The sequence below is a fragment of the Candidatus Nitrosocosmicus agrestis genome (genome assembly GCF_008389435.1).
Taxonomy (GTDB): domain Archaea; phylum Thermoproteota; class Nitrososphaeria; order Nitrososphaerales; family Nitrososphaeraceae; genus Nitrosocosmicus; species Nitrosocosmicus agrestis.
In genome coordinates this window covers 1-16,635 of record NZ_VUYS01000005.1, presented here as the reverse complement: position 1 = coordinate 16,635, position 16,635 = coordinate 1, and the positions used below count along the sequence as shown (strand labels likewise).

Annotated in this window: 15 protein-coding genes; 8 read left to right on the top strand and 7 right to left on the bottom strand. The window is 31.5% G+C overall.

Annotation, left to right across the window (positions count from 1 at the left end; genetic code table 11):
• The first annotated feature begins 31 nt into the window (after positions 1–31).
• The 3 genes from F1Z66_RS03975 to F1Z66_RS03965 all read left to right on the top strand — a co-directional run bounded on the left by F1Z66_RS03975 (position 32) and on the right by F1Z66_RS03965 (position 1,938).
• Positions 32–325: an NADH-quinone oxidoreductase subunit I gene (locus F1Z66_RS03975; RefSeq protein WP_148685289.1), complete on the top strand. Its 294-nt coding sequence runs from the start codon at positions 32–34 to the stop codon at positions 323–325.
• Positions 326–457: 132 nt separating this feature from the next.
• Positions 458–1,159, top strand: a complete 702-nt coding sequence (gene cbiE / locus F1Z66_RS03970) for a precorrin-6y C5,15-methyltransferase (decarboxylating) subunit CbiE (RefSeq protein ID WP_230207442.1) — start codon at positions 458–460, stop codon at positions 1,157–1,159.
• 287 nt (positions 1,160–1,446) lie between these two features.
• Positions 1,447–1,938, top strand: coding sequence for a DUF192 domain-containing protein (locus F1Z66_RS03965; protein WP_149862320.1), 492 nt, complete (start codon positions 1,447–1,449; stop codon positions 1,936–1,938).
• 221 nt (positions 1,939–2,159) lie between these two features.
• On the opposite strand, the gene acs is transcribed toward F1Z66_RS03965, so the two are convergent.
• The gene (gene acs, locus F1Z66_RS03960; protein WP_149862319.1) at positions 2,160–4,091 is read right to left on the bottom strand and encodes an acetate--CoA ligase; all 1,932 of its coding nucleotides are present in this window, start codon (positions 4,089–4,091) and stop codon (positions 2,160–2,162) included.
• Positions 4,092–4,293: 202 nt separating this feature from the next.
• Between acs and F1Z66_RS03955 the strand changes: the two genes are divergently transcribed.
• Positions 4,294–4,551 (top strand): winged helix-turn-helix domain-containing protein, encoded by a 258-nt coding sequence (locus F1Z66_RS03955; RefSeq protein WP_149862318.1) that lies wholly within the window; start codon positions 4,294–4,296, stop codon positions 4,549–4,551.
• 171 nt (positions 4,552–4,722) lie between these two features.
• On the top strand, positions 4,723–5,565 hold the full coding sequence (locus F1Z66_RS03950) for a CdvA-like protein (protein ID WP_149862317.1): 843 nt from the start codon (positions 4,723–4,725) through the stop codon (positions 5,563–5,565).
• Positions 5,566–5,820: 255 nt separating this feature from the next.
• Here F1Z66_RS03950 and fen read toward each other — a convergent pair whose 3' ends face one another.
• Together fen and F1Z66_RS03940 are read right to left on the bottom strand one after the other, a co-directional pair.
• Positions 5,821–6,849, bottom strand: a complete 1,029-nt coding sequence (gene fen, locus F1Z66_RS03945; RefSeq protein ID WP_149862316.1) for a flap endonuclease-1 — start codon at positions 6,847–6,849, stop codon at positions 5,821–5,823.
• Positions 6,850–6,987: 138 nt separating this feature from the next.
• Positions 6,988–7,746 carry an SDR family NAD(P)-dependent oxidoreductase gene (locus F1Z66_RS03940; protein ID WP_149862315.1) on the bottom strand — a complete coding sequence of 253 codons (759 nt, stop codon included), beginning with the start codon at positions 7,744–7,746 and terminating at the stop codon, positions 6,988–6,990.
• Between the two features lie 1,050 nt (positions 7,747–8,796).
• Here F1Z66_RS03940 and F1Z66_RS03935 point away from each other — a divergent pair.
• Positions 8,797–9,741: a GNAT family N-acetyltransferase gene (locus tag F1Z66_RS03935; RefSeq protein WP_149862314.1), complete on the top strand. Its 945-nt coding sequence runs from the start codon at positions 8,797–8,799 to the stop codon at positions 9,739–9,741.
• Between the two features lie 200 nt (positions 9,742–9,941).
• Here the strand turns inward: F1Z66_RS03935 and F1Z66_RS03930 are convergent, their stop codons facing one another.
• From F1Z66_RS03930 to F1Z66_RS03915, 4 genes are all read right to left on the bottom strand, one after another.
• A complete protein-coding gene (locus F1Z66_RS03930; RefSeq protein ID WP_195907469.1) occupies positions 9,942–10,499 on the bottom strand; it encodes a hypothetical protein in 558 nt (185 codons plus the stop codon).
• Positions 10,500–10,588: 89 nt separating this feature from the next.
• The gene (locus F1Z66_RS03925) at positions 10,589–12,064 is read right to left on the bottom strand and encodes a cytochrome P450 (RefSeq protein ID WP_149862312.1); all 1,476 of its coding nucleotides are present in this window, start codon (positions 12,062–12,064) and stop codon (positions 10,589–10,591) included.
• Positions 12,065–12,206: 142 nt separating this feature from the next.
• A complete protein-coding gene (locus F1Z66_RS03920; protein ID WP_149862311.1) occupies positions 12,207–13,064 on the bottom strand; it encodes an arginase family protein in 858 nt (285 codons plus the stop codon).
• Between the two features lie 91 nt (positions 13,065–13,155).
• The gene (locus F1Z66_RS03915) at positions 13,156–13,812 is read right to left on the bottom strand and encodes a VTT domain-containing protein (protein WP_149862310.1); all 657 of its coding nucleotides are present in this window, start codon (positions 13,810–13,812) and stop codon (positions 13,156–13,158) included.
• A 686-nt stretch (positions 13,813–14,498) separates the two neighbouring features.
• On the opposite strand from F1Z66_RS03915, the gene F1Z66_RS15240 reads away from it, so the two are divergent.
• Positions 14,499–14,819 (top strand): hypothetical protein, encoded by a 321-nt coding sequence (locus F1Z66_RS15240; RefSeq protein ID WP_154670481.1) that lies wholly within the window; start codon positions 14,499–14,501, stop codon positions 14,817–14,819.
• A gap of 609 nt (positions 14,820–15,428) precedes the next feature.
• Complete coding sequence (locus tag F1Z66_RS03905; RefSeq protein ID WP_149862309.1) at positions 15,429–15,734, top strand: hypothetical protein; 306 nt, start codon at positions 15,429–15,431, stop codon at positions 15,732–15,734.
• Positions 15,735–16,635 lie beyond the last annotated feature (901 nt).

The window sequence follows — 16,635 nt, the reverse complement described above, 5'->3', positions numbered from 1 at the left end:
TAATGAAAATTTACCTTCAGTGAATTATTAGATGCCGGTAGCAATACTTCCAGATGTTAGTGAACAGCATTGTATTGGATGTGCTTTATGTGTAGAAATTTGTACAGCTCTTGGTCCAGATGTACTGAGAGTGAAACCTGTAGAAGGTTGGAAAAGAGGTAAAGCATTTGTCTTTTATCCAGAGAGATGTATTTCAGACGGTGCCTGTATCGGTGTATGCCCAACCAAGGCAATTTTCTGGATGAGGCCTATGGAATATACTCCGGGACAACCAATCCCATTAAAGAAGAACGCAATATTTATGAAAGGCTGGGAAGAGGGCTAAACCTCTATTTTTTTATTTTTTATTAATAAAGTTTATAATTTTATAAATAACCTTAATTCTCGCTATTTTAATTATCACTTAAATATCCAATACATTTACTACTAATTTTACTTGTCAAAGAAGTTATATGTTGTGGGAGTAGGCCCAGGAACTGAAAAGTATTTAACAAATTATTCGATCGATATAATTAGAAAATCTCATTATATAATAGGTTACAAATATACGTTAAATACAATTGAACATATTTTGGATCGATCTTTTAATAATATATTTGAGATTACAATGAAAACTCAAGAACAAGTATATCTTAATGTTTTTAACGATTTAATGAAAGATGGTGATATATGTACAGTACCGTTTACGGGAGATGTAAATTTTTCAGAATCAGAGGTTGTTGACAGGCTTTTGGATTTATTTGGCGATGAAAATGTGGAAATTGTTCCTGGTGTAAGTTCCATCCAGGTGGCATCAGCCAAATCTCGAGTTCCATTGGATAAAGCAGCAATTATAAGTTTTCATGTCACTGGTGATATTGAAGACAAAAAGATAAGCTTGGTAAAATCAGTTGTTGATAATAAAAGTGTTATATTGGTGCCTAGGCCATGGCCATCTGATAAACTAAAAAACTTCATGCCATCAGAAATTTCTTCATTTCTTAAAGAAAAGGGCGTAGATACTACTAAAATAGATGTATGGGTATTCGAAAATTTAGCCAATAACAAGAAAGAAAATACCTATAAAGGAAAATTAAATTCACTGGAAGGAAAAACCTTTAGCGACTTGTCTGTAATGGTGATTGATCAAAACAAAAGACAAACTTATTTAGAATTTTAGATCTATTAATAATTGTTCATATCATACGTGTTATGTAAATAAAATATATTACATCTATTCTATATAACAATGAATGAGCAAGAATAATTTTAGATATTGTATTGAATGCGGTTCAAAAATGTCTAAAAGTATTAAACTATGTCCAGCTTGTGGCGAATCACAAGCATAGCACTCGTTCTTTTTTTTGTTAATAGAAATTTGACAAAAATATCCTGATATTTGCAATGATTTTGTTGTTAAATCTTGTAGCCATTCTTAAAATACTACTATTTTTTAATAATTAGAAGATGGTAAAAAAGATATCTCTCCTTATTCCAATAATAATATCTGCGTTTGTGATAGGAATTCTGGGAATTGTATTCATTCCATCTGATATAAAGAATAGGAATACTGATCTGGATAAAGGAACAATAAAATTAGATGAAAATTTACTAACGGTTGAAATTGCTGATACTGATGCAGATAAGCAAAGGTGGCTAACATTTAGAAATGAAAAGTTAAATCTTAATACCGGTTTGCTCCTTACGTACGACAAGCCCGATCTGTATCCAATATCGTTATTAAATGTTAAATTTCCTTTAGATCTAATGTGGTTTAATCACAGTGGCAATATCGTTTACTTGAAAGAAAATGCACAACCATGTAATAATATCTTTGATTCATCGAACTGTACATTCAAAAATACTATACCAGCTCAATTTGTATTAGCTGGATCATCTGGATTTATTCAATATAATAATATATCTAAAAATTCAACATTAGAAATAATTTCAACCTAAACCTAACCACCATTCTTATATCATGCCAAATGAGATGACAAAAACCTCTACATAATATTCAAAATATCTCTTATTTTTTAATGATTCCATATTTCAAATTGTGGGAAGCAATAATGTTTATGCTTAGTTTTTATGTGGTTTAAGGGCTAGGTCAGTTAAAGCATTGACCTTGTGATACGTTTCATTTATAATTATACTATACGAATATGGATACTGTAATGTCATAATTGCTTATTTATCTCGTTAAATTCGTAATTTATTTCCTCGATGGATGCCTCATCTTCAAGTGTTGATATATCTCCAATTGCTTCTTTATTTACAATGGATTTTAGAAGCCTCCTCATTATTTTGCCACTTCTTGTTTTCGGTAACTTATTTACGAAATATATCTTTTCGGTTGAGGCTATGGGTCCTATAGTATTTCTTATATGTTCATTAACTTCTGCATCTAGATGTGGTGAAGATTCAATTCCTTTTCGCAATACAAGGAATGCTACAATAGCTTCGCCTTTTAGATCATCATTTTTACTAGTGATTGCAGCTTCAGCTATTGAGGGGTGAGATACAAAAGCACTTTCTAATTCAATGGTTCCTAATCTATGACCAGCGACTTTTAGAATATCATCAGCTCTGCCTAAGATCCATGTATAATTATCTTTATCCAAATAAGCAAAATCACCTGCAAAGAAACTACCGGATACCTTCTCCCAATATGTTTTCTTGTATCGTTCCTCATTGTTCCACAAGGAAAGGAGCATTCCTGGCCATGGTTTCTTAATGATCAAATATCCTTTTTTTCCATTTTCTACCTTTAATCCTTCCTCATCGACTATCTCTAACTCTATTCCTGGTAATGAGAATGTACCTGAACCAGGTTTCATGCTAATATTTTCAATACCAGTGCACATGCCTATCATAATGCCTCCCGTTTCGGTTTGCCACCAGGTATCTACAATCGGGCAGCTCTTTTTTCCGATAACATTAAAATACCATTTCCAAACTTCCGGATTTATAGGCTCTCCTACTGTACCCAATAATCGCAGACTTGATAAATCATATGAATTTGGTATCTTGTCTCCATATCTCATATAGGATCTTAACGCCGTTGGAGTGGTATATAGAATGGTGACTCCATGCTTTTCAACTATTTTCCAGTATCGATCAGGATTAGGATAATCAGGAGCTCCTTCATACAGAATTTGTGTGACCCCATGCATTAAAGGTGCATATACAACATAACTGTGTCCAGTAATCCAACCTATGTCAGCAGTACAAAAAAAGACGTCAGTTGATGTGAAATCAAAAACCCATTTTGCGGAATTAAATAGATGAGTAAGATACCCTCCGCTACCGTGAACTACACCCTTTGGTTTTCCTGTGGTACCTGAAGTATATAGTATAAACAACGGATCGTTACTGTCATTCCACTCGGAAAGGCAATAACTTGATTCTTCGGTCACAATGTCTTCATACCAAATATCTTTTCCCCCGATATGAACGTCGTCAAAGGTTCTTTTGACGATAATTACTTTCTCGATCGTGGGAGTATCTTTTATGGCCTCATCCACTATACTTTTAAGTGGAATTGTTTTTCCTCTCCTATATCCACCATCGGCAGTAATTATTATTTTTGATCCTGCATCATTTACTCTATCTATGATTGATTGGGAACTAAATCCTGAGAATATTACTGAATGTATGGCTCCAATTCTTGCACAAGCTAGCATGGATATAGGTAGCTCTGGTATCATGGGAAGATAAATTGTAACCCTATCACCTTTTTTGATTCCTAGTTTTTTTAATGCATTGGCCAATTGATTCACTTTCGTAAATAATTGATAATATGTAACAGTGATCGTTTTTCCATCTTCGCCTTCCCAAATAAAAGCTGCTTTATTTTTTATCTCTGTTGTCAAATGTTTATCAAGACAATTGTATGAAGCATTAATTCTACCACCGGGAAACCATTTTGCAAAAGGATAATTCCAATCCAAAACTTGGTCCCACTCTTTGAACCAGATCAAGTTTTTGGCACAAGCTGTCCAAAATTCATCAGGATTGTTTTTAGCATTTTCTTTAACTTTTTTAATATTACTTCCTTCTAGAGTTATAATTTCCTGTGATTCATCCCTATTATTTCGAAGATCATTCATAAAAGTGATAAATTTAATTAACATAAATCCTTTTTTTATTAAAACAGAATATACTAAATGGTTCTATTCAAATATCGAGAATGACTTTGCTAAATTGCTTATTATATATAATAGAATTCAACTCCCATTACAAACTTATATATGAATGTTATATGTGAAAGTTGCAATAAATTAAAATAAATAGCAGGAACGAAAATAAGATGTGAAATATAGAAGTAGAACCGAAATAGTAGCCATGATTCTTGATGCGGCCAATGGTGGAGCTACAAAGACAAAAATCATGTATAAAGCATTTTTAAGTTACGCACAATTACGTGAATATTTATCTGTATTAATAGAAAATACTCTAATCGAATATGTTGAAGGCTCACAAACCTATAAAACAACCGAGAAAGGATTGAATTTCCTCAAAATGCATAACGAAATTGGAGAACTTTTAAGTTCAACTACCCAAAAGTAGAATAATTAATAAATTCAATTTTTGTTGTTTTAATCTAAAAACTATTAATAATATACAATCTAATTTGTCTTTCGAACTTAATATATCAAAAATATTGGTGTATTAAATCTTATAACATGATAAATTTTTTTTCACACAGCGAGCATTATACCCGTCTATTGATGAAACTATATGAGCGAATTGAAGCTCGAATTTGTCAGTAAAAAAGTAAAGGACATGTATGGAACATACATAGGGAAGGTTGTAGGCATTATTACAGATATCGAAGGATCTATTGAATCTGTGAGTGTAGATTGTGGATCAAGTGGAATCAAAAATTTGCCATATGAACAACTTTTAGTTCAGGGAGATTACGTTATTTTCATTCCAAGATGGAGATTAGATGCACAAAAACTGCTGAGGGAAAAATCTCTAACGTTAAAAAGAATTAAAGCATTACAAGAAATAGTATCCGACAATGACAGTATGAAAGACGACGCCGAACTTGTATACTTAAAATACGAAAAAAGATTGGAAGATCTAGGAGAAAGTACAAAGGAAATTATTGAAAGACTAAATCAGAGAATTTCAGAAATTGATATGGAGTCCAAGAGAGTAAAAGCTGTACTTTTTGATGCAAAGTTGCAATATAAGAGTAATGAAATAACTGAAGATATATATCAACAAATAACTTTACATACAAACGAATTATTGGATCATGTCAATTTGGAAAAAACCGAAATTAACAACATCATTAACAAACTTACACAACAAACGATAGATAACACTACAGTTTCTAACAACGGTGATCAGTTGACTGTTCAGAACGAGAGTAAGGAAGAAGTCATTAATTATGATTTACAAAATATAAATCATCAAGAATCTGAACAGAATGTTGATTATGTGCGAGATTCGCAACATGAATCCCAAGAGATACCCAATGAGGAAATTCCAAGTTATGCAGAAACGTCAATGGAGAATGCTACATCAGCTGAAAATAACGAATCTACTCATATCATGGCTACTAATAATTAATGATATAAACAAGAGTAATATGTCGGATACACCAATGTCGTAATTAAAGTCAATTTAATTTAATTTTTTCTTACTATTTTCCCCTCATCGATTAGATATATCGAAGAGCAACTTAATTTATCTTCATCTGAATGACAAGATTATTTCCTAAGATCAAAGCATTATAAAAATGGATTTTTGAATTTACAAATCTTACTTCTATATTTGATTTCTTATACTATTGGTAATCAAAATTTTATCGGTTGTTAATAAATATCAAAACCATTTGTCTAATGACTGACTTTTTTTTAATGTGTATTTTTCGAATCTCCCTATGTGGCTCATAACTCTTTCGCTAGAAAAGTTCTTTTCATTGCAAAGATATTTTACAACTTTTTCCTTCTCAAGTTCCTTGAATTCAATTTTGATATGATCTATATTAGCGGTCTGTGAAGCCAAAAAAATTTCCCTAATTTCCTCATACGGAGTATTTGATAATTCATCTTTTATCTTTTCTATATTTTCGAGCTTTTTATATTTCTGGACAAGTTTTAAAGCATTTCTAGGTCCAATACCACTAAACCCTTGGGGATTAAAATCAGTACCAATAAGTATTCCAACATCTATAAGTTGTTCATGAGTCAAACTATTGTCTTTTAGGACTTGATCATGTTCTATCAATTCTGGTACAATATCAATATATGCATTTCTATTAGGGACTTTTCTTTTTCCACTAATAGTTAAATTTCTTATTAGCCTTTTAGCACCAAATAGGATGGAATCGTAATCTTGACTTACAGAAGAATATGCTAATCCATTTTTCGATAACAAAGCTGCAGTTGCTTCTCCTTCTGACTCTGCATCAATAAAGGGAATCCCCATCAAAGATAACAAGTACTTTGCTTCATTTATCATATTTGAAGTCAAAACAGAAGTAGCTTGACTAAACTTTTTTGCATCATTTATTCTTCCTTCCTCTAATGCCAAAGTATACTTTTGAGTTGCTTCTTCTTTGACCTTCTTTCTTCTTTGGATCTCTTTGGTTTTTAATCTGTGTGGGATCCCGTCAAAGATGTATACTAGTTTGACTCCATCACACAGTAAATTTAGATTTCGATAAAATAGACCACTAAGATGACTAGTGGGTTCACCCTTATTATTAGCAAGTAATTCTCCAGTTGGACCTCTGATTGTAGCTAGAAATTGATATATCACATTGTAGGCGTCTATTGCAACTACTTTGCCATTTAAATCCGAAATATTGATGGGATGAGATGTAATTAACGGTTTTAAATTTAATCCCATATCTAGAAGCAATACTCGCAAATGATTTTTAAATATTTGATGAACTGTTATTAATAAACTGCTAATCAATACTTGTTGTTTTTTGAGCCCAAAATTTAATATATAAGTCTATATAGTGATATTTATTTTTATAAATTCTTATAGTTTTGCAGATATACCTCCATCTAGGGACATGACAGAACCAGTTATCCAATTTGATTCTTCCGACGCTAAGAATAATATGGCATTAGATACATCTTCAGGCTCACCAATTCTTTTTAGAGGAAATGCTCCCTCCAACATCCGTTTAGCATTTTCGTCTTGTAAATATGGTTCCATTATCGGGCTGCGTATAGTTGATGGAGCAATGCAATTGCATCTTATATTGTATTGCCCGTATTCGACTGCTATACTTTTTGTTAGCATTATTATGCCTGCTTTGGTGACCCCGTAAACTGAAAATGGGACCTTAGGTATAGCCCTCATTCCCAATAAAGAGGATATGTTTATGATATTTCCTTCTTTTTGTTCCATCATAATCGGAATTACTGCTTTTATGGGTTGAAAAGTGCCTTTTAGATTAACGTTGATCAAATTCGTCCATTGATCTTCGGTCATTAAATGAAAAGGAGTAGGGTCATTGATAATTGCAGCGCAGTTTATGAGAATATCAATTTTATCAAATGCAGCCAAGGTTTGTTCAATGACGCTTAGAACTTCTGATTCATGGGATACGTCAGCAGATGCATACATTAAATTATCATTTTTCCCTATTTCATCTACTGTTTTTTTTAACTTATTACGATCCCTGGAAACTAAAACTACTTTACTACCTTCATTTAATACTCTTTTTGCAGCTGACTTTCCAATACCTCCTGATGCTCCAGTAATTATAGTTACTTTTCCATCTAATTTCATGGAATAGTTATGCTTTGATTAATTAAAAGCCTTTTCAATTTTGATGTCTGAATCTTCTTTGCTAATCATAGTGGCATTCAAATCATGTTTCATTTTCTTTAACAAATATCTTGATTTTATTTCAACATGAGGATTAGTAATTTAGTAATTGACAAATTATATTTTATCCAAGGTTAACGATTTAACTTGCCCTAATTGTTCGACCATGATGCAAACCAAGCAGAATTATGGAGTTGAGAGATTTTTACCACTCTTGTAAGATGGATGATTGGATAGAGGAAAATAGAAAAATATCTAACGCATCAATAGATGTAACAATGATCCTGTTTATTCGGAATACATATCAGAAATTATGATACACTCGTCAGAGAGATAAGAAATTATAGACACAATGACTATTCATTGATTTTGATAACTATTACCCTAAATCTAATGGACATAGAAAGAAAAAACAGGAATTTTCGAATGACTTTTTTTTGATTTTGATTAATCATGATATTTCATCAGATTAAATGGATATGTTAAAACTAAAAGATCATCCAGATATGATTGTTCCTCATTTTTTACTTATTTTTACTTATCTTTTGCCCGCCATTTTCGTTGACATTTATTCGTTTTTCTCTATGAAGAATGAATATTATAAGAATTGGAAAAACGAAGCCTATGAGAATTACAATTTCAAAGGTAATGACTATAAAAAAACCAATGATAATTAACCAAACATAGCAAATTGTTAAAATGTAATCATAAGTGCTCTTTAACATTTATTTGAATACCTGTCACTTTATATTCAATTAAAAGTTAATGAATAAAAGGAATCATATCTGAGAAAAATCAGTCCACAATCAAAATGATATTCTTGTAGCCCAATTATTGAATATGGAATTTTGATCGACATTTGATATCTCTGAATGGATTTTTAACTCATTAATATTTGTTATACATGTTCGTACCTATCAGCCGATAAATATTCATCCAGATTGGTTGTTTAAAAGAAGAAAAATATCTGATAATAAATAAAAAGGATAAAGGAGTTTTATAGTTGTCTAAATGGGTATTCGTAATGCACGATCATCCGATAAGAATTTGGTATTGGACTTTTGTACGGACACCTTTGAATGGGGGGATTATATTGATCGGACATGGGATGAATGGATATCCGATCAATCAGGTTTGTTACTCATTTTTGAAACTACATCCTTTCATTCTAAACTAAGACCTCAACCTATTGCAATGATACATATTATCAAATGTCCTCGAAACATCTTATGGCTTGAGGGATTGAGAGTAAACAAAAACTATAGGAAAAAAGGTATTGCAACCAAATTACTAAATTATTGTATCAATTACGGAATTAGAAAAGGAATTAATGAATTTGGCGCACTCGTATCCCAGGATAATTTTGCTTCTCAAAAAATGCTAGAAAAGATGGGATTCATACAACTTTTTGACTGCGTATATTATAATATTAGATTAGAAAAATTAGTTCTAAATAATGAACCTTTAAATAGATATACAACGAAATTTTCAACAAGTCTTGATATAAAAGTACCAAAATTAATTGACATACCAGAGATCCAGACATATTTATCGAAAAATGATTCGTGCAAGAGTTTTCACAAGTATTTTGATTCGTGGAGATTCTGTGATCTGGATTCTGGTTTTTTCAACTTACTTTCGCTTGTGCAAAATAATGAACTTTTATTGATCGTGAATCAGAACAAAGAGATCGTCGAAGTGATAATACTAAAATATATGACAAAAAAACTTGAGAAATTACATAATGAGGTTATCCTTCAGATCAGTTATTTGAATTGCTTTGAATTATCCATATTCTTCAAACTTACCTGTCTTCTATTCAAAAAGTATTTTAACAATGATTCTTATACCAACGTTTATTTTTTCTTACCAGTATCTGCAAACCTTGAAAAAATTCTTAATTCTGAATCAATTATATCTCATGAAAATTTTTATTTATACGCAAAGAACATTTAATGATAATACAGTAATTTGATATTTTTTTTATAACCAAACTAAGTATAAACCATAGAAATATGTGGATAGTTTGTTTTTCTCTGTATAATACTGTTTCATATTTGTTCAGAAATATCAATCTTTATGCAGATTAAGTTAGAGTATTTTGTTCGCTAAAAATGCATAAAGATTTCGATAGTCATGAAGTCAACTCAATGCCTTTATTTAGAATAATCTTTATGTCCGCCAGACTTTGTTTCTTTAACTTCTTCCTTGCCTGTCAAAATTAGTTTGTAGTGCTTCAACATCCTTATTTGCATACCTGCCAAAACTGCTTTACCATAAATTAACAAAAAGTCAAATACAATTGCCGCAACCACAAACCCTGCAACGGTTTCCCCCAAAATTGGAAATGTAAATTCTAGATCTACTCCCATTTTTTCGGGTAATCCAAATCTAACTATGATACCTAATGAAGTTATAATGATGCGGGTCACAGTAGCCAAAATGTAACAAAAATTAGAAAACCATCCTAAATCAACGAATATCGAACCATTCGAATCCTTGTAGAATCTCATAATCCTGTCGGAGTATTTGTTAGACAATAGAAAAATACTAACAAATGATATGATATATGGTATAATAAACTCGATAGGAACTCCAATAATGAAAAACGAACTGTACAGTAGTAGTAATGTAAAGGCGAATTGTATTAGTGATCGTGTAATAACCTTTTTTTTATTTATTTCTTGGACTTGTCTTATTGTTTTAAATTTCATGTCTTTTTTTATTCATTAATTCAATTCTCTGTTATACGGTATGTGAGTTTGATGATTTTGCTTTTCCTTGAATAACTGTGGTGTTTTATTCAATTCGATCTGGATATTAGTTTCATTCTTATGCCGTTTTTAGGATTGAGTGTGATCCCAGGATCCATTTTGATATTTTGATTAGGAACTAGTTCTAGCTTCCAATGACTTGATACTGAAGCTATCATTAATATGCCCTCTTGCCATGCGAATGATTCGCCAATACAACCTCTAAGTCCTCCACCAAAGGGAAAGTAGCTAAATCTTGGCAAGTGTCTTTTAAATTCATCTGTCCATCTATCAGGATTGAATTCATTCGGTCTGTCATAATACTTGTCATTATGATGCATAACATATTGACTCATAATTATTGAAGATCCTTTTGGTATGGTATATTTGTCGACTAAATAGTCGTCCTCAACTAGCCTTCCAATGCTCCAGACCGGCGGGTATATTCGCATTGACTCTCTAAATATCTTCTCGATGTACTTTAACTTGGGAATATCTTTAACGGTTGGATTTCTATAAACCTTGCTACCATTATTTTGGACTTCCGATAGGATTGAATCGATCTCTTCAAACATTTTTTGTTCGATTTCAGGGCTTTGTGATAAGAGATAATACGTCCACGTTATTGCGTTTGAGGTTGTTTCATGTCCAGCTATAAGCATAGTTATTACATTATCTCTTATTTCCTGGTTAGTCATCGGACGAGGACTAGATGTTGTATTAACTTTATCACCTTTAACATGATTGCCTTGGTCATCCTGTAAATTATTATTTGAAGTAAACTGTGCTTGTAAAAGTCTAGATAATAAATCCTCTTCTTGATTTCTTGGTGAATTGGGTTTCAATATTTTAGTGCTAGATATTTTTTTCCTGTCTATAATTAGTTGGTAAACTATGGAATCAAGTGTTTTTATTGATTCTCTACTTTTGGATACCTCGGGAAGAATTTCAAAATGATCCAAAATATGACCAATTGGATGTTGGAGACGTTTGAAGTATTTTTTAGAGAACTCAAGTGCAGATGAGAATTTGATGGCCTCCTCGGAATCAATTTCGTAATCCATTATCGACTTGCATATTATTTTTAAGGTAACATTCATCATCTCCTTATGAATATCGATTATGGATCCATCTATCCATTGTTGATGCATCTGGGTTGCTTTATCCACAACGATTTGTCCATACGAAGAGATCTTCTTAGGCAAAAATAGCGGGTGGACTATTTTCCTTTGATTGTCGTGTTTTGTACCTTCGCTTGTTACAAGACCTTCACCGAGTAATCTCTTGGCGGTTTGGAGTCTTTTACCTTTCTTAAAATTCTTATAATTGTATATCAAAATTTTTTCTATATAATCAGGATTATTTATTAAATAGATTTGACCTCTTCCTATTTTAAAGTACACTATTTCCCCGTACTCCTTCACTAAATCACTAAGAGTTTTAATAGGCTCTCTTGATAATTGACGTAATAATTTTGGAGAAAACTTTGAAGGTCCTGGAGGAAAGTCTACAACTGCTTTTGCCATTTTAATTTAAAGAAGAGAACTTGCTTATATAATTTAGATCCCTTCATGTATCGGTATGTATGCTGAGTAATTGCAGGCAACGGTGATAGAACTAATTTCTGATATTGTTAGACTTTTTCTTTTTTTTGCATAAGGTCCAATACTATCCAAAATTGATTGAGGCAATAGATTCCAACAGAATTCTGGAGGCAAGTAAAGACGTTGTGTCATTGACATCAAAATCCGGTGAAAGTTCGACTATATCCATTCCCACAATGCCCATCCCAATGGCTGATTTGACCATGGAAATTAATTCAATACCGGAAAGGCCGCCTCCTGAAGGTACAGATACGCCAGGTGCAAAAGCAGGGTCCAAACAATCTAGATCAATTGAAATGTAGTTATTGCCATTTTTGCCTTTTGCTTTTATTTTATTGAGGGTTTTGGAAATTCCATCTTCTTTGAGGTCTAGCGGAGTTACAATTTCTAATCCTGCAGTGGATGTATTCTCAAGCTCTTCAAGTTCAGCAGATCGGGTTCCGATCAACAAACTTCTTTCAAAGTCTATCCATTTTGATGAATCCGTTAATACAGAGCCATAATAGTCTTTGGTAGATGAAACAAAATCAGGATGAGCATCGAAGTACAATAATCTTATCTTTCCAAGGTAATCTCCAATTGCTCGTAATATGTTTGTAGTAATTGAGTGATCTCCCCCAATAACTATAGGAATCTTTCCATTCGAAACCAAATCAAATATCAGTTGATATACCTGATCTCTCTTGATGTTGCCATAATCATAAATAAGCTTCCCCTTCAGTGACCCGCGCATCGGAGATATTGGTATGACAATACCTTTTCTAACAAAAAAATTTACTTCGTTAGTTATTGTGCGGAGTATATCTGGTCCTTTATTTGCGCCTTTTCTGATTGAATGTGATTTGGATTCATCAGGTACTCCTACAATTACAATTTCTGCCTCCTTGACCTCCTTTACATTAGAGTAGTTAAAGACAACCATTTATCGTTACTTAGTAATTTTTTCTTAATAACCTTGTTCTATTAAACCCAAATGCGAATCTAATTCCGCCGCCAGTATGTAATAATCATACTTAATTTCTGCCTCCTAAATTTCGCGTTCTCAATTTTTTTATATATACAAGAAATTTTTCTAAAAATACTGCCCAGCGGATTTTTAGAAAAAAAATGAACAAGGCACCAAATACAACAAGTGAAACTAAAATAGTAATAATTAAAGTATTGGTATCTAATGACATTGAAGAGAAATTTCCTATTATTGGCTTTCCAATCATGACTGTTCCCCATACAACTATTGTATTGAGAATTATTTTTGAAATAAAAGTTATAAGGATAAATTTTATGGGATTATACTTGTACATTCCAAATGGAATAAATACAATGTTATCAGGTATCGGTGTAACACCTGCCAGAAATATTGCAAGTCCGCCATATTTTTTTAAGATTCTAAAAGTTTCTGGATATTCTTTGGAATCAAAGTTACTTTTTATGCTGTTGATATTTGTTCCAAAATAACTTATCAGATATACTATTGATTTAGCAGATACAGCTCCCAAAGCGCCGATAATAATTATTAAATTAGGGTCCAGACTTGTGACCAAAGCTGCAGTCATAAGAATGGGAAAATATGGGATCGGAACAACAATTAAAATTGCTGAAATAAAAGTTAACAAAAAAATTGCAGAGTAATCCAATCCTTGAATCAATGATATGAGATCAAAAATTTCCATTATGACAATTATCCTATGTTTGTATTGACTAATTATTGTTTTTTAGTACTATGATAATGATAAATTATTAGTGATTTTGATTAGGATAATATCACAACCATGGTCACCATTTACCAATAATATATTGCATCAATAAATGATGACATACAGAATCTAAATCTACTAATTTGGATTATGACTTCATATAGTATAATATATGATTTAATTCTGAATATGTAGCAAATTATTCTGCAATGCACACTTCATTCATATCTAATCACCATTCTGAATTCTCCGGCCAATTGAATAACTTTTGAGATGTAAAATGTAGAAATTTTGCGCATCATTTACTTGATCTACTGTTACACTGTGTTCTCTGTCGAGATCCTTAGGAATTTAATCTTACAATTAAGATTAATACCTGATACCTTGCCTAAGATTTGAATTATGGTTTTTTCCCTTATGGAGTACACGAAGAAGGATAAGAAAGTCTCTAATTAAGAAGTTTACCTGTTAACTTGACGTATAGAATTTATTTAAATTTTGAAATATTTGGTTAAATTCGAGTTCTTTTCAACCTTAATGTTTCCAAAATAAACTCCTCAATAGAGAAAATCCGAGTAAATCATATCGTTACTATTCTTTAATCCATTTTAATTGAATTCAGAGCCAATAAATTTATTTAATACCCTATAATAGATTGATTATTGGAAAAAAAACTAAAAGCAACACCTGAAAAAAAAGCAACAAAAGCAACAAAAGCAACAAAAGCAACACCTGAAAAAAAAGCAACAAAAGCAACAAAAGCAACACCTGAAAAAAAAGCAACAAAAGCAACAAAAGCAACACCTGAAAAAAAAGCAACAAAAGCAACAAAAGCAACACCTGAAAAAAAAGCAACAAAAGCAACAAAAGCAACAAAAGCAACAAAAGCAACAAAAGCAACAAAAGCAACAAAAGCAACACCTGAAAAAAACAATAATAGTGAAGCTGTAGCAAAAAAAACTACTCGTAAGAAACAACCATAAATCCACATTTAATAAGAAAAATCGAGTAATTTCTTCTTCTAAATTTTTATTGTATTTTTAATATAGTAGCCTATTTCCATCATTGCAAAGTAAAAATAGATAGATTGGTACAGAGAAACCACATAAAAAATTATCTTATAATTGTAATACACATATAATGTCGCAAATGACTCATTTGCTATGAATCATTCTGTATTTGTATAGAGTTATGAAATAAATTCTGATCTGACATAAGCTCAGAGGCTTTCGAAATTCAAATGCTACAATCTCAAATATTTTATTTGGTTAATTTGAGATAATCTTACCTTTTTAGTAGAGTTGTCTTTGACATCTGTATTTGATAGTTATATTGTTTTGGTAAAAAATTTTGACGTTACCTAGATACAGCTAACAGATTAGACAATGTCTTGAAGTTAAAGGTTAGAATCTTGCAAACAATTAGGTTATTGCTGTACACAACTTGATTTGGCTTCTCGACTTGAAGAATCTTTTCATTTGCCAGTGACATTAAGACTGACCAGTATACCTCCATCCATCAAAACTTGAGGTTACAATTATTTGGTAATAAAATACTTTTATAATTAGCAAGCCGAAGCAGAAATGATAAAGATGGGGATAAACATTGTTTATACTTCTGATGACAATAAATTCAAGCCATTCAATCTGCATTTTGAGCCTTACATATCGGATAATTCGAATTTTAATCCCTCAACCCTTAAGTTAGTTAATAAAGATTTGGGAGTAGAGATTTTTTTGGAGAGTGGTGATAGCGAAATTACTATTAATCAGAAGATTCAGGATGACCTTAATCTATCGTACAAAAAAATTGTTGACGATTTTGACGATAATAAACAGATTTTTCGAAGCTTAAAAAAAATTAAAGTAAATCTCGAACAACTAGTTAATTCATCTTGATTACTATATAATTACATATAATAAATTACCTTATAAAATTAGAGTCTGGTTCTTTAAAATGTCATTATCTGTATAATCTGGTAAGGGAATGGGTAGTTTAGGCTTCGAACCACTTTATATTAATTCAAAATGCTCTAGGCTTTGCTCCGTAGATATATCCTATGTTAGTTGCAGATAAATTAACATTTCTTGACTATGTTGTATATATTTACACTGCGTAATACATATAAACACTGTACATAAATATTATTAATGAACAAAAAGAATCAAATGATAAAATTGAAAATCATTAGCCACTCGCCTGATCTGATGGAAATTAGAAAAAAGATTAGGATTCATAGCAAAAGATGATTAATACCATACGATTCATAAAGTGGTTTAAATTAGCCGTGAGAAGTAGAAGAATTGCCTTGTGAATCAACAAGCACCAGGCTTAGTTAATGCAATATCAAACTAATTTTTTCTTTTTTTATTTCAATAATTCCTTTGAGTTCAACAAGACAATTTTACATTTTACATCAGTAATTATATAATTTGACTATGATTCGTAGCAATTTTCAAATTTCACGAGTTACAGATCTATAAATCTAATTGAAAAAATGAACTTTGAAAAATCATTAATTGGTGCTCTTATTCAATTTATTGTAGTAATAATTTCTGCAATGTAATTCATAAATGCTTAAAAAATAAGTCTAGTCTCAAATTACAATATTCTTCTATTAAAGAAATCTTGGTAGGAGAAGAAACGTGTTCTGATTAAATTTTTTCATCATCATCTAATTTTTCATCGACCTTTCTTTGCAACTCTTTGTATTTCTTGTATTTCTTATCCCACTTTGAAAGTACAAGCCATTGTCTGATGCCTATTCCTAACCAGACTAACACCACCATGACTGGAATT